General features: G+C 35.0%; 17 protein-coding genes. 3 read left to right on the forward strand and 14 right to left on the reverse strand.

Annotated features, from left to right (window positions below):
• Window positions 1-13 precede the first annotated feature (13 nt).
• Window positions 14-424 (reverse strand): hypothetical protein, encoded by a 411-nt coding sequence (locus SB689_RS16460; protein ID WP_410693203.1) that lies wholly within the window; start codon window positions 422-424, stop codon window positions 14-16.
• The gene (tsaD, locus tag SB689_RS16465; RefSeq protein ID WP_410693204.1) at window positions 421-1,437 is read right to left on the reverse strand and encodes a tRNA (adenosine(37)-N6)-threonylcarbamoyltransferase complex transferase subunit TsaD; all 1,017 of its coding nucleotides are present in this window, start codon (window positions 1,435-1,437) and stop codon (window positions 421-423) included. Before tsaD ends, SB689_RS16460 begins: the two co-directional genes overlap by 4 nt.
• A 4-nt stretch (window positions 1,438-1,441) precedes the next feature.
• Between tsaD and SB689_RS16470 the strand changes: the two genes are divergently transcribed.
• The 3 genes from SB689_RS16470 to SB689_RS16480 all read left to right on the forward strand — a co-directional run bounded on the left by SB689_RS16470 (window position 1,442) and on the right by SB689_RS16480 (window position 7,286).
• Window positions 1,442-6,235: a translocation/assembly module TamB gene (locus SB689_RS16470; protein WP_410693205.1), complete on the forward strand. Its 4,794-nt coding sequence runs from the start codon at window positions 1,442-1,444 to the stop codon at window positions 6,233-6,235.
• A gap of 134 nt (window positions 6,236-6,369) precedes the next feature.
• Window positions 6,370-6,840 carry an Lrp/AsnC family transcriptional regulator gene (locus SB689_RS16475; RefSeq protein ID WP_066751538.1) on the forward strand — a complete coding sequence of 157 codons (471 nt, stop codon included), beginning with the start codon at window positions 6,370-6,372 and terminating at the stop codon, window positions 6,838-6,840.
• Between the two features lie 68 nt (window positions 6,841-6,908).
• Entirely contained in the window at window positions 6,909-7,286 is a 378-nt protein-coding gene (locus tag SB689_RS16480) for a hypothetical protein (RefSeq protein WP_410693206.1), read from the forward strand.
• 327 nt (window positions 7,287-7,613) lie between these two features.
• Here the strand turns inward: SB689_RS16480 and SB689_RS16485 are convergent, their stop codons facing one another.
• From SB689_RS16485 to SB689_RS16540, 12 genes are all read right to left on the reverse strand, one after another.
• Window positions 7,614-8,183: a GNAT family N-acetyltransferase gene (locus tag SB689_RS16485; protein ID WP_410693207.1), complete on the reverse strand. Its 570-nt coding sequence runs from the start codon at window positions 8,181-8,183 to the stop codon at window positions 7,614-7,616.
• 73 nt (window positions 8,184-8,256) lie between these two features.
• Window positions 8,257-9,204: a transketolase family protein gene (locus SB689_RS16490; protein ID WP_410693208.1), complete on the reverse strand. Its 948-nt coding sequence runs from the start codon at window positions 9,202-9,204 to the stop codon at window positions 8,257-8,259.
• Window positions 9,205-9,297: 93 nt separating this feature from the next.
• The gene (locus tag SB689_RS16495) at window positions 9,298-10,152 is read right to left on the reverse strand and encodes a transketolase (RefSeq protein ID WP_410693399.1); all 855 of its coding nucleotides are present in this window, start codon (window positions 10,150-10,152) and stop codon (window positions 9,298-9,300) included.
• A 307-nt stretch (window positions 10,153-10,459) separates the two neighbouring features.
• Window positions 10,460-11,956, reverse strand: coding sequence for a sodium:solute symporter (locus SB689_RS16500; protein ID WP_410693209.1), 1,497 nt, complete (start codon window positions 11,954-11,956; stop codon window positions 10,460-10,462).
• Between the two features lie 117 nt (window positions 11,957-12,073).
• On the reverse strand, window positions 12,074-12,361 hold the full coding sequence (locus SB689_RS16505) for a GNAT family N-acetyltransferase (protein WP_410693210.1): 288 nt from the start codon (window positions 12,359-12,361) through the stop codon (window positions 12,074-12,076).
• Between the two features lies 1 nt (window position 12,362).
• Window positions 12,363-12,761, reverse strand: coding sequence for an OsmC family protein (locus SB689_RS16510; protein ID WP_066751525.1), 399 nt, complete (start codon window positions 12,759-12,761; stop codon window positions 12,363-12,365).
• Window positions 12,761-12,979: a (4Fe-4S)-binding protein gene (locus tag SB689_RS16515; protein WP_066751522.1), complete on the reverse strand. Its 219-nt coding sequence runs from the start codon at window positions 12,977-12,979 to the stop codon at window positions 12,761-12,763. Before SB689_RS16515 ends, SB689_RS16510 begins: the two co-directional genes overlap by 1 nt.
• A 1-nt stretch (window position 12,980) precedes the next feature.
• On the reverse strand, window positions 12,981-13,559 hold the full coding sequence (locus SB689_RS16520; RefSeq protein WP_410693211.1) for a TMEM175 family protein: 579 nt from the start codon (window positions 13,557-13,559) through the stop codon (window positions 12,981-12,983).
• Entirely contained in the window at window positions 13,559-14,092 is a 534-nt protein-coding gene (locus SB689_RS16525; RefSeq protein WP_410693212.1) for an NADPH-dependent FMN reductase, read from the reverse strand. The genes SB689_RS16520 and SB689_RS16525 overlap by 1 nt, the downstream gene beginning before the upstream one ends.
• Before the next feature lie 16 nt (window positions 14,093-14,108).
• Window positions 14,109-14,984: a subclass B3 metallo-beta-lactamase gene (gene bla / locus SB689_RS16530; protein ID WP_410693213.1), complete on the reverse strand. Its 876-nt coding sequence runs from the start codon at window positions 14,982-14,984 to the stop codon at window positions 14,109-14,111.
• 41 nt (window positions 14,985-15,025) lie between these two features.
• On the reverse strand, window positions 15,026-15,925 hold the full coding sequence (locus SB689_RS16535) for a pirin family protein (protein WP_410693214.1): 900 nt from the start codon (window positions 15,923-15,925) through the stop codon (window positions 15,026-15,028).
• Window positions 15,926-16,128: 203 nt separating this feature from the next.
• Entirely contained in the window at window positions 16,129-17,004 is an 876-nt protein-coding gene (locus SB689_RS16540; RefSeq protein ID WP_410693215.1) for a pirin family protein, read from the reverse strand.
• Window positions 17,005-17,045 lie beyond the last annotated feature (41 nt).

A 17,045-nucleotide genomic window follows, 5' to 3' on the forward strand; every position in this document is an offset into this window, starting at 1 on the left:
TTACAAGTGATTATTAAAAGGTAATTTCATTATCGCTTAAAAATGCCACACCGGTTTTTATCGTGGTATAAATATCACCTTCACAATCTCTGTATGAACATGAGTAAATTTCTTCAATCCACTTATTATTCATAAAAATTAAATTCAAATATTCGTTTTTTCTTAAATTATTTTTGATGGATAAAAAATCTCCTTCTTTGGGTTCGTAAGCAAAACTAAATACATTTTCTGAATTAATTTTCTCTACGATCTCTTCCTTTATATTTTGAACATATCCAATTTCTGAGCTTATCATTAAATAATCTTCGTCTTCAGATTTTTCTGTTACTTCATTTTTTCCTACAATAGTTTCTAAAACCCAGTAATATTTTGAGTTCTTTTTAGATTGTGTTCCAAGTATTTTTTCTTCTAACAATATTTTCATAAATCGTATTTTGCGGTTGCGGAAGTTCTTAGATCCGTAAATTCACCTCGCTCAAATTTTAATTGAGCAACCATAGCGATCATTGCCGCATTATCGGTCGTATATTCAAATTTTGGAATGTAAATATTCCAGCCTAATTTTTCGTTATTGTCCTGCATCGCTTTTCTCAACGCAGAATTGGCAGAAACTCCACCAGCAATGGCAACTTCTTTTATATCTAATTCTTTAGCTGCTTTTTCAAGTTTTGCCATCAAAATTTCAATGATTGTTCGCTGAACAGAAGCACAAAGATCATTTAAATTGTCTTTAATGAAATCGGGGTTCTTTTTAACTTCTTTTTGTATAAAATATAATACAGAAGTCTTAATTCCGCTGAAAGAATAATCGTAATTCTCTAATTTTGGTTTATTAAATTTAAACGCATCAGGATTTCCTTCTTTCGCTAGTCTATCGATAATTGGACCTGCCGGATAATCTAAATCAAAGATCTTTCCGATCTTGTCAAATGCTTCTCCTGCTGCATCATCAATCGTTTTTCCGATAATTTCCATATCAAAATAATCCTTCACCAAAACGATCATTGTATGTCCGCCGCTTACCGTAAGGCATAAAAACGGAAACTTTGGCGGCATAGGATTTGCATCCTCGATGAAATGTGCTAAAATGTGTGCCTGGAGATGGTTTACTTCAATCAAAGGAACGTCCAAGCTCATTGCTAATGACTTAGCAAATGAAGTTCCTACGAGAAGAGAACCCAAAAGTCCGGGTCCGCGAGTAAATCCTATAGCAGAAATAGCATTTTGTTGTATATTTGCTTTAGTTAGAGATTTTTCAACTACGGGTATTATATTTTGCTGATGCGCGCGTGAAGCTAATTCAGGGACAACACCACCATATTCTTTGTGGATTTCCTGATTCGCGGCGATGTTTGACAGAATAGAATTTCCCTTGATGATAGCTGCTGATGTGTCGTCGCAAGACGATTCAATACCTAAAATTATAGAGTCGCTCATAATAATGGCAAAGTTAGAGAATAATAACGAGAATGAGAATAAAAAATCAGTAGCTGGAAACTTAGGTGATCAGGTACACAAGACTGTGGAGGATGTTGAGGGAGTTGTGAAGGAAGCAGTTAAAGAAGCATCTGAGCTGGCTTCGGATGCCATTCATCATCCTGTTGAAACTGCCGGAGAATTTGGGAAACAGGCAGTAAAAGATGTCACAAGTTATACTTGGTGGGCAAAATTGTTGTTGATTCTTTTTTGGCTGGTATTAGGTCTCGTAACTGCAATTGTTATCATTATTAATCTTCCTGCAACCAAACAATGGGCTGCAGATCAGGCTTTACAGATCGTAAATCAGGATTTTAAAGCAGATATGTCCACAGAAAGTGTGGAAGTGAATTTTTTTGGAAATGTAAAAATTAAAGGTTTAAAAATTAAAGATTACAAAGGTTTTGAATTTATTAAAGCAAAGGAATTTACCGCCAACTCAGATTGGTTTTCTTTGGCTACAAATATTGGTAAACACAATTCTTTAAGCTTTAATTCTTTAACCCTGAAAAATGCAGATGTTCAGGTAATTACTTATAAAGGCGACAGTATTTCAAACTTTATCCGCTTTACACAATTGTTCGACAGCGGTAAAAAAAGAGATCCAAGCAAACCTCCTTTTCAGCTGAATTCCAGATTACAAATTATTGATTCTAAAGTTTCTATCATTAATCAAAACTCGCCTGGTGAGCCTGGGAAATGGTTAACAGCAACAAAATTCAATCTAAAAGCTCCGAATGTTAAAGTAAACGGAACCAATATTTCTGCGTTGATCAATAACATGTCCTTCGTCACAACAAGATGGGGGAAATCTCATTTTGTAGATACTTTTTCTACGGAACTTTCGATGTCACAGGATTTTCTTTTGCTTAAAGATTTAACATTAAATACAGATCACACACTTTTGCAGGGAGATATTAAGTTTAATCTTCATAAAGGTTCGTGGGCTGATTTTGCCGACAAAGTACGTTGGGATATGAATCTTAAACAGGGAAGTCAGTTGAGCGGTTATGATATCAGTTATTTTGTAACGAATTGGGATAATTTTAAACCATTCAATGTTTCCGGAAAAATGACAGGACCATTGAATAAATTTCACCTTGAAAATTTCCTGATCAGAAATCCTGATGTAAATATTGCCACTCAGACGATGAAGGTTAATAATTTACTGAAAGGTAATTTTTTAATTGAAACCAATAATCTTTCAACAGATTTTACATACAAAGACCTGAAAGCAATGATGCCTTCATTTATTTCTAAAAAAATGAAGAATTTCGCTGATGATTTTGGGAAATTGAAATATAACGGAGCGGCAAGAGTTACTCCGGAACAGGTTTATGTGCCGACCGGAAATCTAATGACAGGAATCGGACAGGCGAAAATTACCAAATTTTCTCTTACAGGATACAGCACGCCTGTTCCAAAATATTCGGGATATGTTGAGGTGAATGATTTGAACACTTCCGTCATTACTAAAAACAAATTGGTTGGATTAATTTCAGGAAAATTTGATATCAACGGACAGAGTTTCGATGTTAATACGATGCGTTTGACTACAAAATCGCAGATCACGAAAATCGAAATCATGAATAAAGAAATTAACAATCTTTATTTAGACGGTTTGTTGGATCACAAAAAATATAACGGACTTATCACAATTAATGATGAACAGGCAAAAGCAACCATAAAAGGGTTAATAGATTTCAGTACTCCAAAGATTTCTATGAATGTAGATGCTGATGTTGATCATTTAAATATGAATTATTTCACGGATAAACCGGGAAGTCAGATCGTAAGCGGAAAAGTTGTCGGTAAAATGGCAATGACTTCTATTAGTGATCTGAATCTGGATGTTGAAGCCAGTAACATCAATTTTGCGACAGCGACTCAAAAATATGTCATTCCAAATGCTAAAATAAAAACGTTCTTGGAAGCGGGCGGTCGTGTCATCGATGTTGATGCTCCGGGAGCTGTGAATGGGAAGATTTCTGGAAAATATAATTTAGCCGATCTCGTAGGAATGGTCGAAAATGGTATCGGAAGAATATTAGTAGGTCCTCCACCGAGAAAATTATACAGAGGACAGAATTTTGCCATGAACTTTAATGTTCAGCAAGGTTTGGTGAGCTATTTTATGCCAGATCTTAAGCTTCCTCAGGGAGCTGTAGTTGATGGGCAATATGATGGAAATTCAAATAATTTAATCTTAAATCTTGATGCTGCTTCCCTGAAATATATCATGACCAAAAAGGTTGAGATTACAGAAGCCGATAAAGCTTTAGCGGAAGCAAATCCTGCCTATAAAATCAATGATAGAGATAATATTACCAGAGATAGCGCAATGGTCGACAGCGTCATGGTGAGAATTAATACAGCTAATCTTGACGAGCAGATCTACGCAAAAATAAACAGGGTAGAATACAACAAAAACATATTAAAAGATGTCACGTTAAGCGGTAGAAATGAAAATAACAGTATTCTTCATTTAGCAACAAAATTCAAGCACGGAAGTCCGGAAGATGAGCTTAGTGATCAGTTGAAAGAGTATGCTATTAATGTTAATCAGTCTACGAATGCTGGTGGAGATTTTGTATTTAAATTTGAACCTACAGAAGTTAAATTTAATGAAGTTACTTGGGCGATAGATACAAGTCCGGAACTCGATCACTCGATTACGTATCGTAAAGCAACGTCTGATTTTGATATTAGAAATTTAAAGATTTATTCGGATAAAAGTTCACTGTTTATCAAAGAAGCTCAGTTTAAATCTGCTAAAGATTTTTATGTAGATGCAGATATTGAAGATTTTGCGATCGAAAAGCTTCTGGAAATGCAGTCCGGTGGTAATTCAATGAATATTAAAGGTCTTGCCAACGGAAGTGTAAAAATCAAAATGGATAAAAGTACGCTTCAGCCTTTGGTAGATCTTACGGTTGACGATATCATGATGAATGGAAATGATATGGGAGATCTTACCATTTCAGCGACAAATGGTTTTTCATTGAATGTGTATGATGTAGATATAAAAGTAACGTCGGCCGGAGTGCTTGGTGGAAATAATTTAAATCTTACAGGAACTGTTAACAATAATACTTCTTCGCCAACGATTGATTTAACAGCAGAAATGCGCGAATTTGATGTGTCTTTTGCTCAGCAGTTTGTACAGTCAGTTTTTGGAAATTTAAGAGGTAAAGCAACTGGAGATCTTAAAATCAGCGGAAAATTAAACAACCTCGATTACAGTGGAGATATTGCTATGAAAAGTTTTGGTTTAAAACTTTTATTCACGGGGGTAGATTATTCATTTGATGATACGGTGATTCCTTTATCTAAAGGATTGGCGGTACTTAACAATATAAGTGTTCACGACGGAAGATCAAATTCACAAGGGACGATTTCCGGAGCGATTCAGTTTGAAACGCTTTCTTCAATGGGGGTCAACCTTGTAATGAGAGCCGATAATTTATTAATGCTGAACACCACACAAAAAGATTATGATCTGTTCTGGGGAAGAATTTACGGACAGGGCGATCTCTATGTTGACGGACCGGTTTCGGGATTAAGTATTTCAACACCAAATATGAAAGCTTTGAATGGAAGTACATTCACATTCAATTCAAGTTCTACTTCAAATGTTGAAGAATTTAAAATGCTAAGATTCCTGAAAGAGGGAAAAGACGGATTAATCACACTTGAAGAAAAGAAAAAATCCGGAGCCAATATGAATATCGATTTCGATCTTGATGTTGATAAAGGTACCACGGTAAACGTATTGATTGGCGATGATGTGGGAAATATTACCGTAAAAGGTATTGCTGATAATTTGAGGTTCCAAATGAGCCGACAGGGAAATATTGCAATGAACGGAACCTATAAAGTAGATAACGGAACCTTTGTTTCTAAAGCGATTCTTAACAAGACTTTCCAAATTGCAAACGGAAGTAGCATCCGTTGGGATGGTGACGCGATGAAGCCTGCTCTAGATATTAAAGCCAATTACGTTAGAATGGTTTCCAATGCAGGGGAATATTTAAATATGGGAAATATACAGCCGATCAGTATTTTACTTCAGGCTAATATTACGCAGTCTCTTATTGATCCTAAAATTGATCTGAATGTTTCGGCATTGGACGTTTCGAGTCAGGTGAAAGAAACGCTGGCTGCCAAAATGAGTCAGGAAGGAGAGAAGGTTTTACAGTTTGGTTCGGTTCTTTTGTTAAATAGTTTTAACGTTTCAAATACAGGTGGAGTAGATGTGGATGTTGCCGGAGTTGCAGAATCGTCCGGATATAACTTGCTTTTAAAGCAATTAGGTTCGGTTCTTAATGCAATGAGTAATGAATTCCAGATCGACCTTAATTATGTAAAAGGAGACCAGAATTCCAATACGGGAGACCGGGCAAATGCAGGGGTTAGCTTTGCGCTTTCGCCTAGAATCAAAGTAAAAACCGGGCTGGGAATTCCTTTAACAAAAACCGAAAGTACGGAAGCAAATTACCTTTCCGGTGAAGGATCTATTGAATATGATGTGTCTAAAAAGAACGACGGAAGCTTAATTTTAAGGGGATATTCCAAGCCAAGTAATATTGGAATGGGTGTTGGAGCAGGAACTAACGGTTCTGCTAATCAAGCCTATGGAGGGGGTGTTGTATGGAGTCGCAGCTTCAATTCTTTGTTCAAAAAGAAGAAAAAAGATAAAAAACAGACCGAGTCGAAAACTGAAATAAAAACAGATTCTGTAAAAACAGGGGGCAAATAATCAGAATATTTTAATGATTTTTATCATACATGTTAATTATTGTTAATGTTTGATATAATTTTCATGGTTAAATTATTTTTCCTAAATTTGCAAAGAATACATAGAATTTTTAAGGAAATTGTAATTTAACTAATATGAACTATCAACTGGACGAAATAGACAAGAAGATTCTTGACTTCTTAGTAGAAAACACAAGAATGCCCTTTACTGAAATTGCTAAGCAAATGGATGTTTCTGCGGGTACAATTCACGTAAGAGTGAAAAAAATGGAGGATGCAGGTATTATTTTGGGATCATCCCTTAATATCGATTATGGTAAGTTAGACTATCATTTTACAGCTTTTATCGGAATTCTTTTAACGAAATCAAACCGCACACAAGAGGTATTGAAAGAGCTTACAAGCATTCCAAACGTAATCGAAGCGAGCGTAATTTCAGGAAAATATAATATTTTCTGTAAAGTAAGAGCTAAGAATACGGACGATGCTAAGAGAATCATTTATCAGATCGATGACATCCAGGATGTTATGAGAACTGAGAGTATGATCTCTATGGAAGAATTCTTAAGCGATAAAAATAGATTGATCAACGCTATTTCTATTTAATCAAATTTTAAACGAATTACTATAAAAGAACTTATGAAATCTCTCATAAGTTCTTTATTTTTGTACCTATGGAAGAATACAGTTACTTTGACGAGGATCCGAAGAAAGGATGGGGCTTTATTTTGGCATTTGCCGCTTTGATGTTATTTACGGTAATGGGATTGGGAATTGATGTAGATGAATACCTGCAGCATGAGTTTCTTAATATCCCAAGATGGTATTTTTACGTGATCTTTTCGATTGATGCATTAATGATGATAAGTCTGGTGCTGATGTTCTTTTATAGAAAAATAGGAATCTTTGTATTCCCCGTGCTACTGGTTCTGCATTTCTTTATGCACAACTATTATTTATCAACGTTTTTATACACAGATGTTACCAATCTTTTCCTTTTCACAGGATTTGGAATGCTGGCGATTATCCCGAAGTGGAAGTTTTTTAAATAATTTTATTTGAAGCTATTTGACTACGTCGAACAGCTAATTTATTTTATTATTTGAAGCTGTTTCCCGCTTTCCACTGTATCTTTTTTATTACGGCCTCCGCTTCGCTCCGGCCGCAACAAAAAAGGATGTCGTTACAATCGGGGCTAGAGTTACAGTCGTTTATTTAAACATTTGGAAATAACCATAAAGTTTGTCATTCTGAAAGAATCTGGGCAAGAATTTTTCCATTCTATTTTCTAATACGATGTCGAGATTCTTTCAGAATGAAAAACTTTGAAAATATGTAGGAGAAAATAAAAAGCTTAAGCAGGTTTGCCGAAAAAAAAACTAGACTTTAGTCAAAAAATAAAGCGGATAATCCAGCTTGAACGTTTCGTGAAAAATCACAAAATCATTTTGGGTATAAAAAGTTCTGTTTTCAGGTGTTGTTGTTTCAACATAAATCAGTTTGTTTTTGTAATACTCTAATGATTCTTTTAAAAGCTGAGTTCCAATCCCTGTTCCCTGACTTTCCGGAACAATTGCCATTAACCATAAATGCACAAAATTTTCTTTAGGATGAAAGTTTTTCAGCAATTTTTCTCTTTTTAAGACCTTAAATGTGTTTTCGATACCAATGCAGGTGAGTACTAATTTAAGCTCAAGAATAATTCTTTTAAGGCTGAATTTAGCATTGTCAAGATATAAGATGCAGCCTTTATTGTTTTCGCTTAAAAATATAGTTCCATATAAAATTGACATGTCAAACTGATATTCCATTAATGCCTTAATTCTTTTTTGCCTGTTGCCTGAATTTTTCACAACATAATTAATCGAATTTGGAATCAACACATCAACAAAAGCCTGACATAAAATATCAACTACTATTTCCCTGTCGCGAAAACTTGCTTTTTTCATGCTAAAATTAAAATGCAAATAAACAAAAAAAGCACCCAAAACTGGATGCTTTCATTTATTCTTAAAAGAAAAATTATTTCTCTAAAATTCTTTTCACAGCTTCTTTCACGGCTGTAGCATCGATTTTATATTTTTTCATTAATTCAGCAGGTGTTGCAGATTCTCCGAAAGTATCATTTACAGCAACAAATTCCTGTCTGGTTGGTCTTTTTCTAGCCAACATTCCGGCAATTGATTCTCCTAAACCACCAATATAGTTATGCTCTTCAGCAGTAACAATCTTTCCTGTTTTTTCAACTGATTTTAAGATGATTTCTTCGTCCAAAGGTTTAATGGTGTGGATGTTGATCACCTCACAAGAAATACCTTCTTTTTCAAGCTCATCTGCAGCTACAAGAGATTCCCAAACCAAGTGACCTGTTGCAACAATCGTTACATCAGTTCCTTCCTGAAGCATAATTCCTTTTCCGATCTCGAAAGGCATATCTTCCGGAATGAAAACTGGAACTACCGGTCTTCCGAATCTTAGATAAACAGGACCTTCAAAATCAGCAATAGCTAAAGTTGCCGCCTTAGTTTGATTGTAATCACAAGTATTGATTACTGTCATTCCCGGAAGCATTTTCATCATCCCGATGTCTTCCAACACTTGGTGAGTAGCACCATCTTCACCCAAAGTAAGACCTGCGTGAGAAGCACATATTTTTACATTTTTATCAGAATAAGCTACCGACTGACGGATTTGGTCATACACTCTTGAAGTAGAGAAGTTAGCAAAAGTTCCCGTAAAAGGAATTTTTCCTGTAATGCTAAGACCTGCAGCAATACCGATCATGTTCGCTTCAGCAATACCGATCTGAAAGAATCTTTCTGGTGCTTTTTCAATGAATTTCTCCATTTTCAAAGAACCGATAAGATCTGCACAAAGTGCTACTACATTAGGGTGTGTGTCAGCAAGTTCAGCTAATCCAGCTCCAAATCCTGAACGTGTATCTTTTTTTTCTGTATATGTATATTTCATGAGGATTTCTATTTTTTATAGAATCATGTAACCTTGCGGTTTCATTTTGTTCTAATTATTAATTAAAGATTACTTATTATCAATTACTTATAATTAATAATCTGCCGGAGCTTCTAAGTATAATTCTTTCATTGCTGTAGCCAATTGATCATCATTAGGAGCTTTTCCATGCCAAGCATGAGATCCCATCATGAAGTCTACACCGTTACCCATCTCCGTATGAAGAATGATTACAACTGGTTTTTCTTTTCCTGTCTCAGTTTTTGCTCTCTCTAGGATGGCAATTACTGCTTCAAGATCATTACCGTTTTTCTCTTCCAAAACGATCCATCCGAAAGCCTCCAATTTTGCATGAAGATTTCCTAATGAAAGTACGTTGTCTGTACTTCCGTCGATTTGTTGTCCGTTATAATCAATGGTAGAAATAATGTTATCCACTTTTTTAGCAGAAGCATACATCAAAGCTTCCCAGTTTTGACCTTCCTGCAATTCTCCATCTCCATGTAAAGTATATACTAAAGAGCTGTCTCCGTCTAATTTTTTACCTTGAGCTACACCTAAAGCTACAGAAAGTCCCTGACCAAGAGATCCGGAAGCGACTCTGATTCCCGGAAGACCCTCATGAGTAGTTGGGTGTCCTTGCAATCTAGAATCTAATTTTCTGAAAGTACTCAGTTCTTCAACTGGGAAAAATCCGAATCTTGCCAAAGTAGAATAGAATACCGGTGAAATGTGTCCGTTTGAAAGATAAAAATGATCTTGATTTTTCCCCTCCATTGTGAAAGGAAGGCTATAGTTCATTACCTTTCCGTAAAGCGCTGTGAAAAATTCTGTACAACCTAAACTTCCGCCCGGATGACCTGAATTTACAGCATGAACCATTCTTAAAATGTCTCTCCTGATTTGTGTAGTAAGAGATTTCAACTCTTCGATACTTTTACTCATTATATCTGATTTATTTACACGCGAATTTACAATTTTTTAATGGCTTACAAAAATGTAAAAATCCGAGCCTAAAACTCGGATTTTGAATTATTTAAATATTTTATTGCTTTAACAGCCTTTGATGATGGATGTTGACCGTTTTATTAAAATATTATTAATCTTTTTTTAACTTAATATTGTAACAGAATCTTTGCTATTGATTTTTTTAAATCTTCTAATCTCAACAACGTAATTTTTTCATCAGTAGGGGCGGGCTTTAGCCCGTTCAAATCAAAAATCTATTCAATTGGCTTTAGCCAAAACTTAAAATTTATTTCTTTCTAATCAACCAAAGCCCAAAGAAAGTCAACAGTCCATTAATAATCAACAACTCCAATCCTATTTTGAAATCTCCGAAAAGAGTAGCCTGATATTTATCGATAAAATAAGAGATAATCGGTGCTGCAATACAAACGTAAGGAACCAATTTATCAACTACTTTATATTTAGTGAAAATTCCGAAAGCAAAAAGTCCTAGAAGAGGTCCGTAAGTGAATCCTGCCAATTTAAGAATTAAACCAATCATGGAATTATCATTAATAATTTTAAAGATAACAACCATAACTAAGAAAGAAGAAGCAACGATCAAGTGTACATTTTTCCTGAATTTTTCTTTCTTTTTAGTATCCCAAGGCTTGTCTTTCATTCCGACAATATCAATACAAATTGATGAGGTAAGCGCCGTCATAGCACCATCTGCACTTGGAAATAAAGCTGAAATTAAAGCGATAATAAATATAATTGAAATAAATCCTGGCATATGATTTAAAGCCACTTCAGGGAAAATTTTATCTCCGAAAATATCTTTTCCATTCAATAAAAATTCTTTTTTAGGAATTCCATCTTTAATGATTTCAGTGATGTGGCCGCCTTCGCTTTGTCCAAAAAGATATAAAAGTCCGCCCATATAAAGAAATAGTGAAATTACTCCCAACAAAATAAAACCAAGCGTTACCATATTCTTCTGAGAATCTTTCAGCTTCGTTACAGAAAGGCTTTTCTGCATCATTTCCTGATCAATTCCGGTCATAGTGATGGTAATAAATGCTCCGGCAAGAATTTGTTTAATGAAAAATCCGGGAGAATTAATATCGAATTCAAATATCTTCGTGTAGCCTTTGTCGCTCATTGCTGTTAAACTCTGTCCAACACTTAGATCTAAATGATTCAACATATAAACAGTACAGATGATCAATCCTAAAAGCATGCAAGAAGTTTGTAAAGTATCTGTCCAGACAATGGTTTTCACACCTCCTTCATACGTATAAAGGATAATCATGATTAAAATAATTAAGGTCGTCACAATAAAAGGAACTCCTAAACTATCTAAAATAGTGATTTGAAGAATATTAACAACCAAATACAATCTCGCTGTTGCACCAACCAATCTCGAAACAATGAAAATCCACGCTCCCGACTTATAGGAAAGTTGTCCCATTCTTTGCTGAAGATAACCATAAATGGAAGTTAATTTTAACCGATAATATAAAGGAAGTAAGACATAAGCAACCACAATATATCCAATAAGATAACCTAAAGTGATCTGTAAATAAGAAAAACTGTCTTTTCCAACGGCGCCTGGAACGCTCACGAAAGTCACTCCTGAAAGTGAAGTTCCGATCATTCCAAAGGCAACAAGCATCCAATTACTTTTACGGTTTCCGATGAAGAAACTCTCATTATCACTGCCTTTTCCTGTTTTATAAGCTACCCAAAGGAGTAGGGCGAAATAAATGATAATGATGGACAATAATATAAGTGGAGACATATTTTATTCGATTAAAATTTTACAAATATAGTTTTTTTATGGTGTGTTAAAAAAGAAAAAAAACCTCTCAGTATTGATAACGGAAAGGTTGATTTATTTTCTGTGTTTAATTTAAAACTAATTAACTAAAACATCCTGAAGTTCTTCACTTTTCTGGAAACTAGCCTTAGCAAACGGACAAAGCGGAATGATCTTCTTGCCATTTTGCCTTGCGAATTCTACCGCAGCCAAAAGCATTTCTTTACCAACGCCTTTTCCGTTGTGTTCTTCGCCTACCTCGGTGTGATCGATGATGAATCTTTCTTCACCCGCCCAAGTGTAAGTCATTTTTCCTGCTGAGATTCCGTCTATGAAAGCCTCAAAACTTCCGTGTTTTTCGTCGTTGGTTTGTTTTACTTCTATCATATTATGAAAATTTGGTTTGAATTTCTATATCGTGAGTTAATATTTTGTGTACAGGACACGCATCCGCTATCAAATGAAGTCTTTTCATCTGTTCTTCGTCAAGATTTGTGCCTTCAAAGCTGATATTTCTTTTGAAAACACAAAGTTTTGTCAAAGGAAAATTTTCAAGTTCTACTTCTACATTTATTTTTTCAACGTCCCATTCTTTTCGGTCGATGTACATTTTTAATGTAGCTGCGGTACAGCTTGCTAATGATGTTGCTAGGATTTCAAAAGGATTAAAACCTTTATTCTGTCCGCCTTTATCTACAGGTTCGTCCGTGATCAGTTGGTTTTCACCAGCTGTTACTTCGGTATAATATTTTTCTTTTCCTAAAACTGCTTTTACGGTTACTCCCATTATTGTTGTGTCTTGAATTTATAACTTAATGCTCCGGATGGGCACAGGTCTATTTGATTTTTAAGTTCCTGAGGAGTTGCATTTTCAACTTTTATCCAGGGTCTTTCTTTTGGATTATAAACTTTTGGAAGAGTTTTCACGCAAACTGTTGAATGGATACATTTTTGAGGTTGCCAGATAACAGTGATTTCTCCATTGATGTATTCGTGTGTTTCCATACTAATCTTCTTTTAATGATCTTTCAATTCTTTTGTCGGGAACGAGCCATAGCAAAGCAGAGGCGTAATAAAAACCTATTGCAATATAAGGATAAAAAAACGAAGTCACGATCCCTGAAATGTAAAAAATAATCGACATGTACTCTTTAAATTTAGAATGTATTGCTTCTTTTATCTTCGAGTTTTCACCTTCATTTTTTATAATTAAATTTTCCAGAATGGTATACGCAATCCCGGCCATTATCAATCCTATGCCATAAACTGTTACTGGATTTTTTGCAAAATGGGTTTCCCCGATCCACTCTGTTGCTACGGGCATTAATGAAAGCCAGAACAACAAATGAAGATTGGCCCAAAGAATACTTCCGTTCACTTTTTTTACAGCCTGAAACAAATGATGATGGTTGTTCCAATAGATTCCGATATAAATAAAACTAAAAATATAAGCCAAAAACTTTGGAATAAGAGGTTTCAAACTTTCCCAATTATTTCCTTCCGGTACTTTTAATTCAAGCACCATAATTGTAATAATAACAGCTAAAACGCCGTCACTGAAAGCCTCTAATCTTCCTTTTGTCATTAGTTTTTAACCTGAATTTTAAAATTCTCAATTTTTTCCTTTAATTCTTTAAGCATTTCCGGATTGATGACACCGCTTTCCAAATCGAAGTTTTCGTAAAATTTAGAAAGAGAAAAAGTATCTTTAATATCAGCTCCAAAGTTTGGAAAGAACGTTTTTGCTGTATTCATCACATTTCCGCCACCGTAACCTCCCGGAGAAGTTGACATCAAAAGCATTGGTTTATTCTGAAAAACTTTAACGTTAATCCTTGAAGCCCAGTCGAAAACATTTTTAAAAGCTGCACTGTAAGACCTGTTATGTTCAGCAAGCGAACAAATAATCACGTCGCATTCTTCTATTTGCTTTAAAAAGTTGTGCGCTTCATCCGGAAAACCTTTCTTTTCCAGATCAACAGAAAAAGTAGGCATCGTGAAATTATTAAGATCAATTAAATTAATTTCTTCATCCTGAAAATCTTTCAAAACAAATTTTACTAATTCTCTGTTGATCGAAGTGGAAGAGGTGCTTCCTGCAAATGCTAATATTTTCATTATTTAATACTTTCTGTTATTTTTGTGGTGAATCTTGTTTTACTTTTTCCTGATAATCTGCTTCTAATTTTTCAAGTTTTTGAAAATAGACTTCTTTATCTGCAAAGAGTTTAGGATTGTAAGTATCTCCTTCTTTTCGTTTTGTGTGCAAACCAAACTGACTTCCATGGGAAGCTACCCAAATGTCAAAATTCACATTTTTCATCGCTTTAAATGTATCACCATAATCTTTCTGAATCGTTTGATACGTTTTTACGTCAGAGAATTTTTTGTCATCAATAATGATCGAAGGCAAATTGGCAATTAAAACTTTATACGTTTGATTTTTATCTTTGGTTTCGAATAAAAAACTACATGATCCTTTTGTATGTCCCGGATGATGAAGTAAAGTCAGGGTCGTATTCCCGAGTTTTATTTTAGCATTATTTTTCAAAAGATAATCTGGGGTTACAGGTTTAAATGTCACGCCATATTTTCCCAATTCATAATCTGATTTTCCGCCACTTTTTAATTCTTCTGCATCTTTTTTATCCACATACAATTTAGCGCCTGTTTCTTTTTTGATGTCAGCCATTGCTCCCATGTGGTCAAAATGAGCCTGTGTCAAAGTCAGAATTTTGATGTCTTTATAATTAAAACCAAGTTTTTTAATGTTATCCTTGATCATTGGAAGTGAGCCCGCTAATCCTGTGTTGATAAGAATATTTCCTTTATCGGTAACAATCAGGTAAGATGCCAAATCGTAAGTTCCTACATAATACAAATTGCCTGCAATTCTGAACGGTTCATAAGGTTTTGACCATTCTTCAGGATTGTTTTTAGGCTCATTTACGGTCTGGGCATTACTTAAAAAGGATGTAATTATTAAGAATATAAGGATTATTCTATTCATTTATTTAGGATTTACGGATGAAAATTCTGAGATTTTAAAGTTTATTTTCTGTTTAAAATAGCTTTAGGAAGCGGCACAAATTCATGCTCGTCACCAGGAACTAAAGGAAAAGCATCGTGATTTTGGTCGTTCCAATTTACTTTTGCTTGATCGATTAATTCTTTGTCTGAATTTACAAAATTCCAGAATATAAAACGCTCTTCGTCAAAAGGTTCTCCGCCGAAAAGATAAACAGTTCCGTTTTCGCTCATCTCGAACTCACAAAGTTTGGTTTCTTTTGCGATCATTAATTGCTTTGAACCGTAAGAATTTCCGTCTGTAGTAACTGTTCCGTCCAAAACGTACATCGCAGCTTCTCCGTAAAGATCTTTTCCTATGCTGATTTTTTGAGCCGTTTTAGTTTTAATTTCAATAAAAAATAATTTGCTGTGAACAGGAACCGGAGATGTTCTTCCAAAAGCTTCTCCTGCAATTAATTTATATTGAATGTCACCTTCTTCCCAAACCGGAATTTCATTCGCTTCAATATGATGAAAAGTCGGTTCACTTTGTTCTAAATGTTTCGGAAGTCCTACCCAGATTTGAAATCCGTGAAGTTTTTTATCGGTATGTCTTAAATATTCCGGTGTTCTTTCTGAGTGTACAACACCTTTTCCTGCAGTCATCCAGTTTACTGCGCCTGGTTTAATTTCAAGAGCGCTTCCGATGCTGTCTCTGTGGAAAATTGATCCTTCCAAAAGATAAGTTAAGGTTGAAAGTCCGATATGTGGATGTGGCGGAACATCAAGATTTTGATAATCTTTCAATTCAGAAGGTCCCATGTGATCGATGAAAACGAAAGGCCCAACTGCTCTTTTTTCACGGAAAGGCAATAATCTTCCCACTAAAAAGTTTCCTATATCTGCTGATTTTTCTTCTATAATAAGTCCGATGTTTGACATGGCTAAAGTTGTTTTTAAGGTTTGTTTTTCGTGTCATTGCGAGGAGCTTTGCGACGTGGCAATCTAAATATTTGTGAAAATGAGATTGCTTCGGCACTTCGTTTCTCGCAATGACGAAATTAGTGCGTTGTTTTTAATAACACAATTTATAAAGTTAGTAAAAAAAAAAAATTACTGAAGTTTAAGTAAAGTTTAAATCTTACTTAATCCGCCAAGTACCCAAATCTCCCCAAATTGTAATCCTCAAAAGCCTGCATAATTTCTTCTTTTGAATTCATTACAAACGGGCCATGTGGATAAATAGGTTCGTCTAAAGGCATTCCGCTGATGATTAATACAATTGAATCTTCAGATGCTCCAATGGTGAAATTTTCGCCTTCATTTTGGAATAATACCAAATGATCTGATGGCGCTTTTTCTTCTCCGTTTACAATAATGCTTCCTTTAACAACCAAAGCTGCGGTATTAAAGTTTGCAGGAAAATTGAAATCTGCTTTTCCTCCTGTTCTTAATTTTGCATTCATCATGTGAACCGGACTGTAAGTAAATGCAGGTCCTTTATGATTGTTATATTCTCCGGCAATAATTTCTATGAATCCGTTGTCGCCAAGATCAACTTTTTCCATATCGGAATTTTTGATTGCCTGATATTTTGGACAACTCATTTTGTATACTGAAGGAAGATTTACCCAAAGCTGAACCATTTGGAAAATTCCGCCTGTTTTTGCCCATTCTGTTTCATGATATTCTTTGTGGAGAACACCTTTTGCAGCGGTCATCCATTGTACATCTCCTTCACCGATAATTCCTCCGCCTCCTGCGCTGTCGTGATGTTCAACTCTGCCTTGATAGGCTATGGTTACGGTTTCAAAACCTCTGTGAGGATGTACACCGACTCCTCTTGGTGTTTCTGTTCCGTTAAAATGAAATTTTGAGTTATAATCGAGCATAATGAAAGGATCCATTCTTTTCATATCTAATCCTTGTACGCTCGGAATAAAATTATGCACCCTAAAACCGTCACCCACAAAATGTGCAGGTTTTGGAGATACTACGATTTCTACTTTTTTAGTTGCCATAATACTGTTGATTTTATATTAGCAAAGTTATTAAAGTTGAA

Source organism: Chryseobacterium sp. SIMBA_038 (assembly GCF_046535115.1).
Taxonomy (GTDB): domain Bacteria; phylum Bacteroidota; class Bacteroidia; order Flavobacteriales; family Weeksellaceae; genus Chryseobacterium.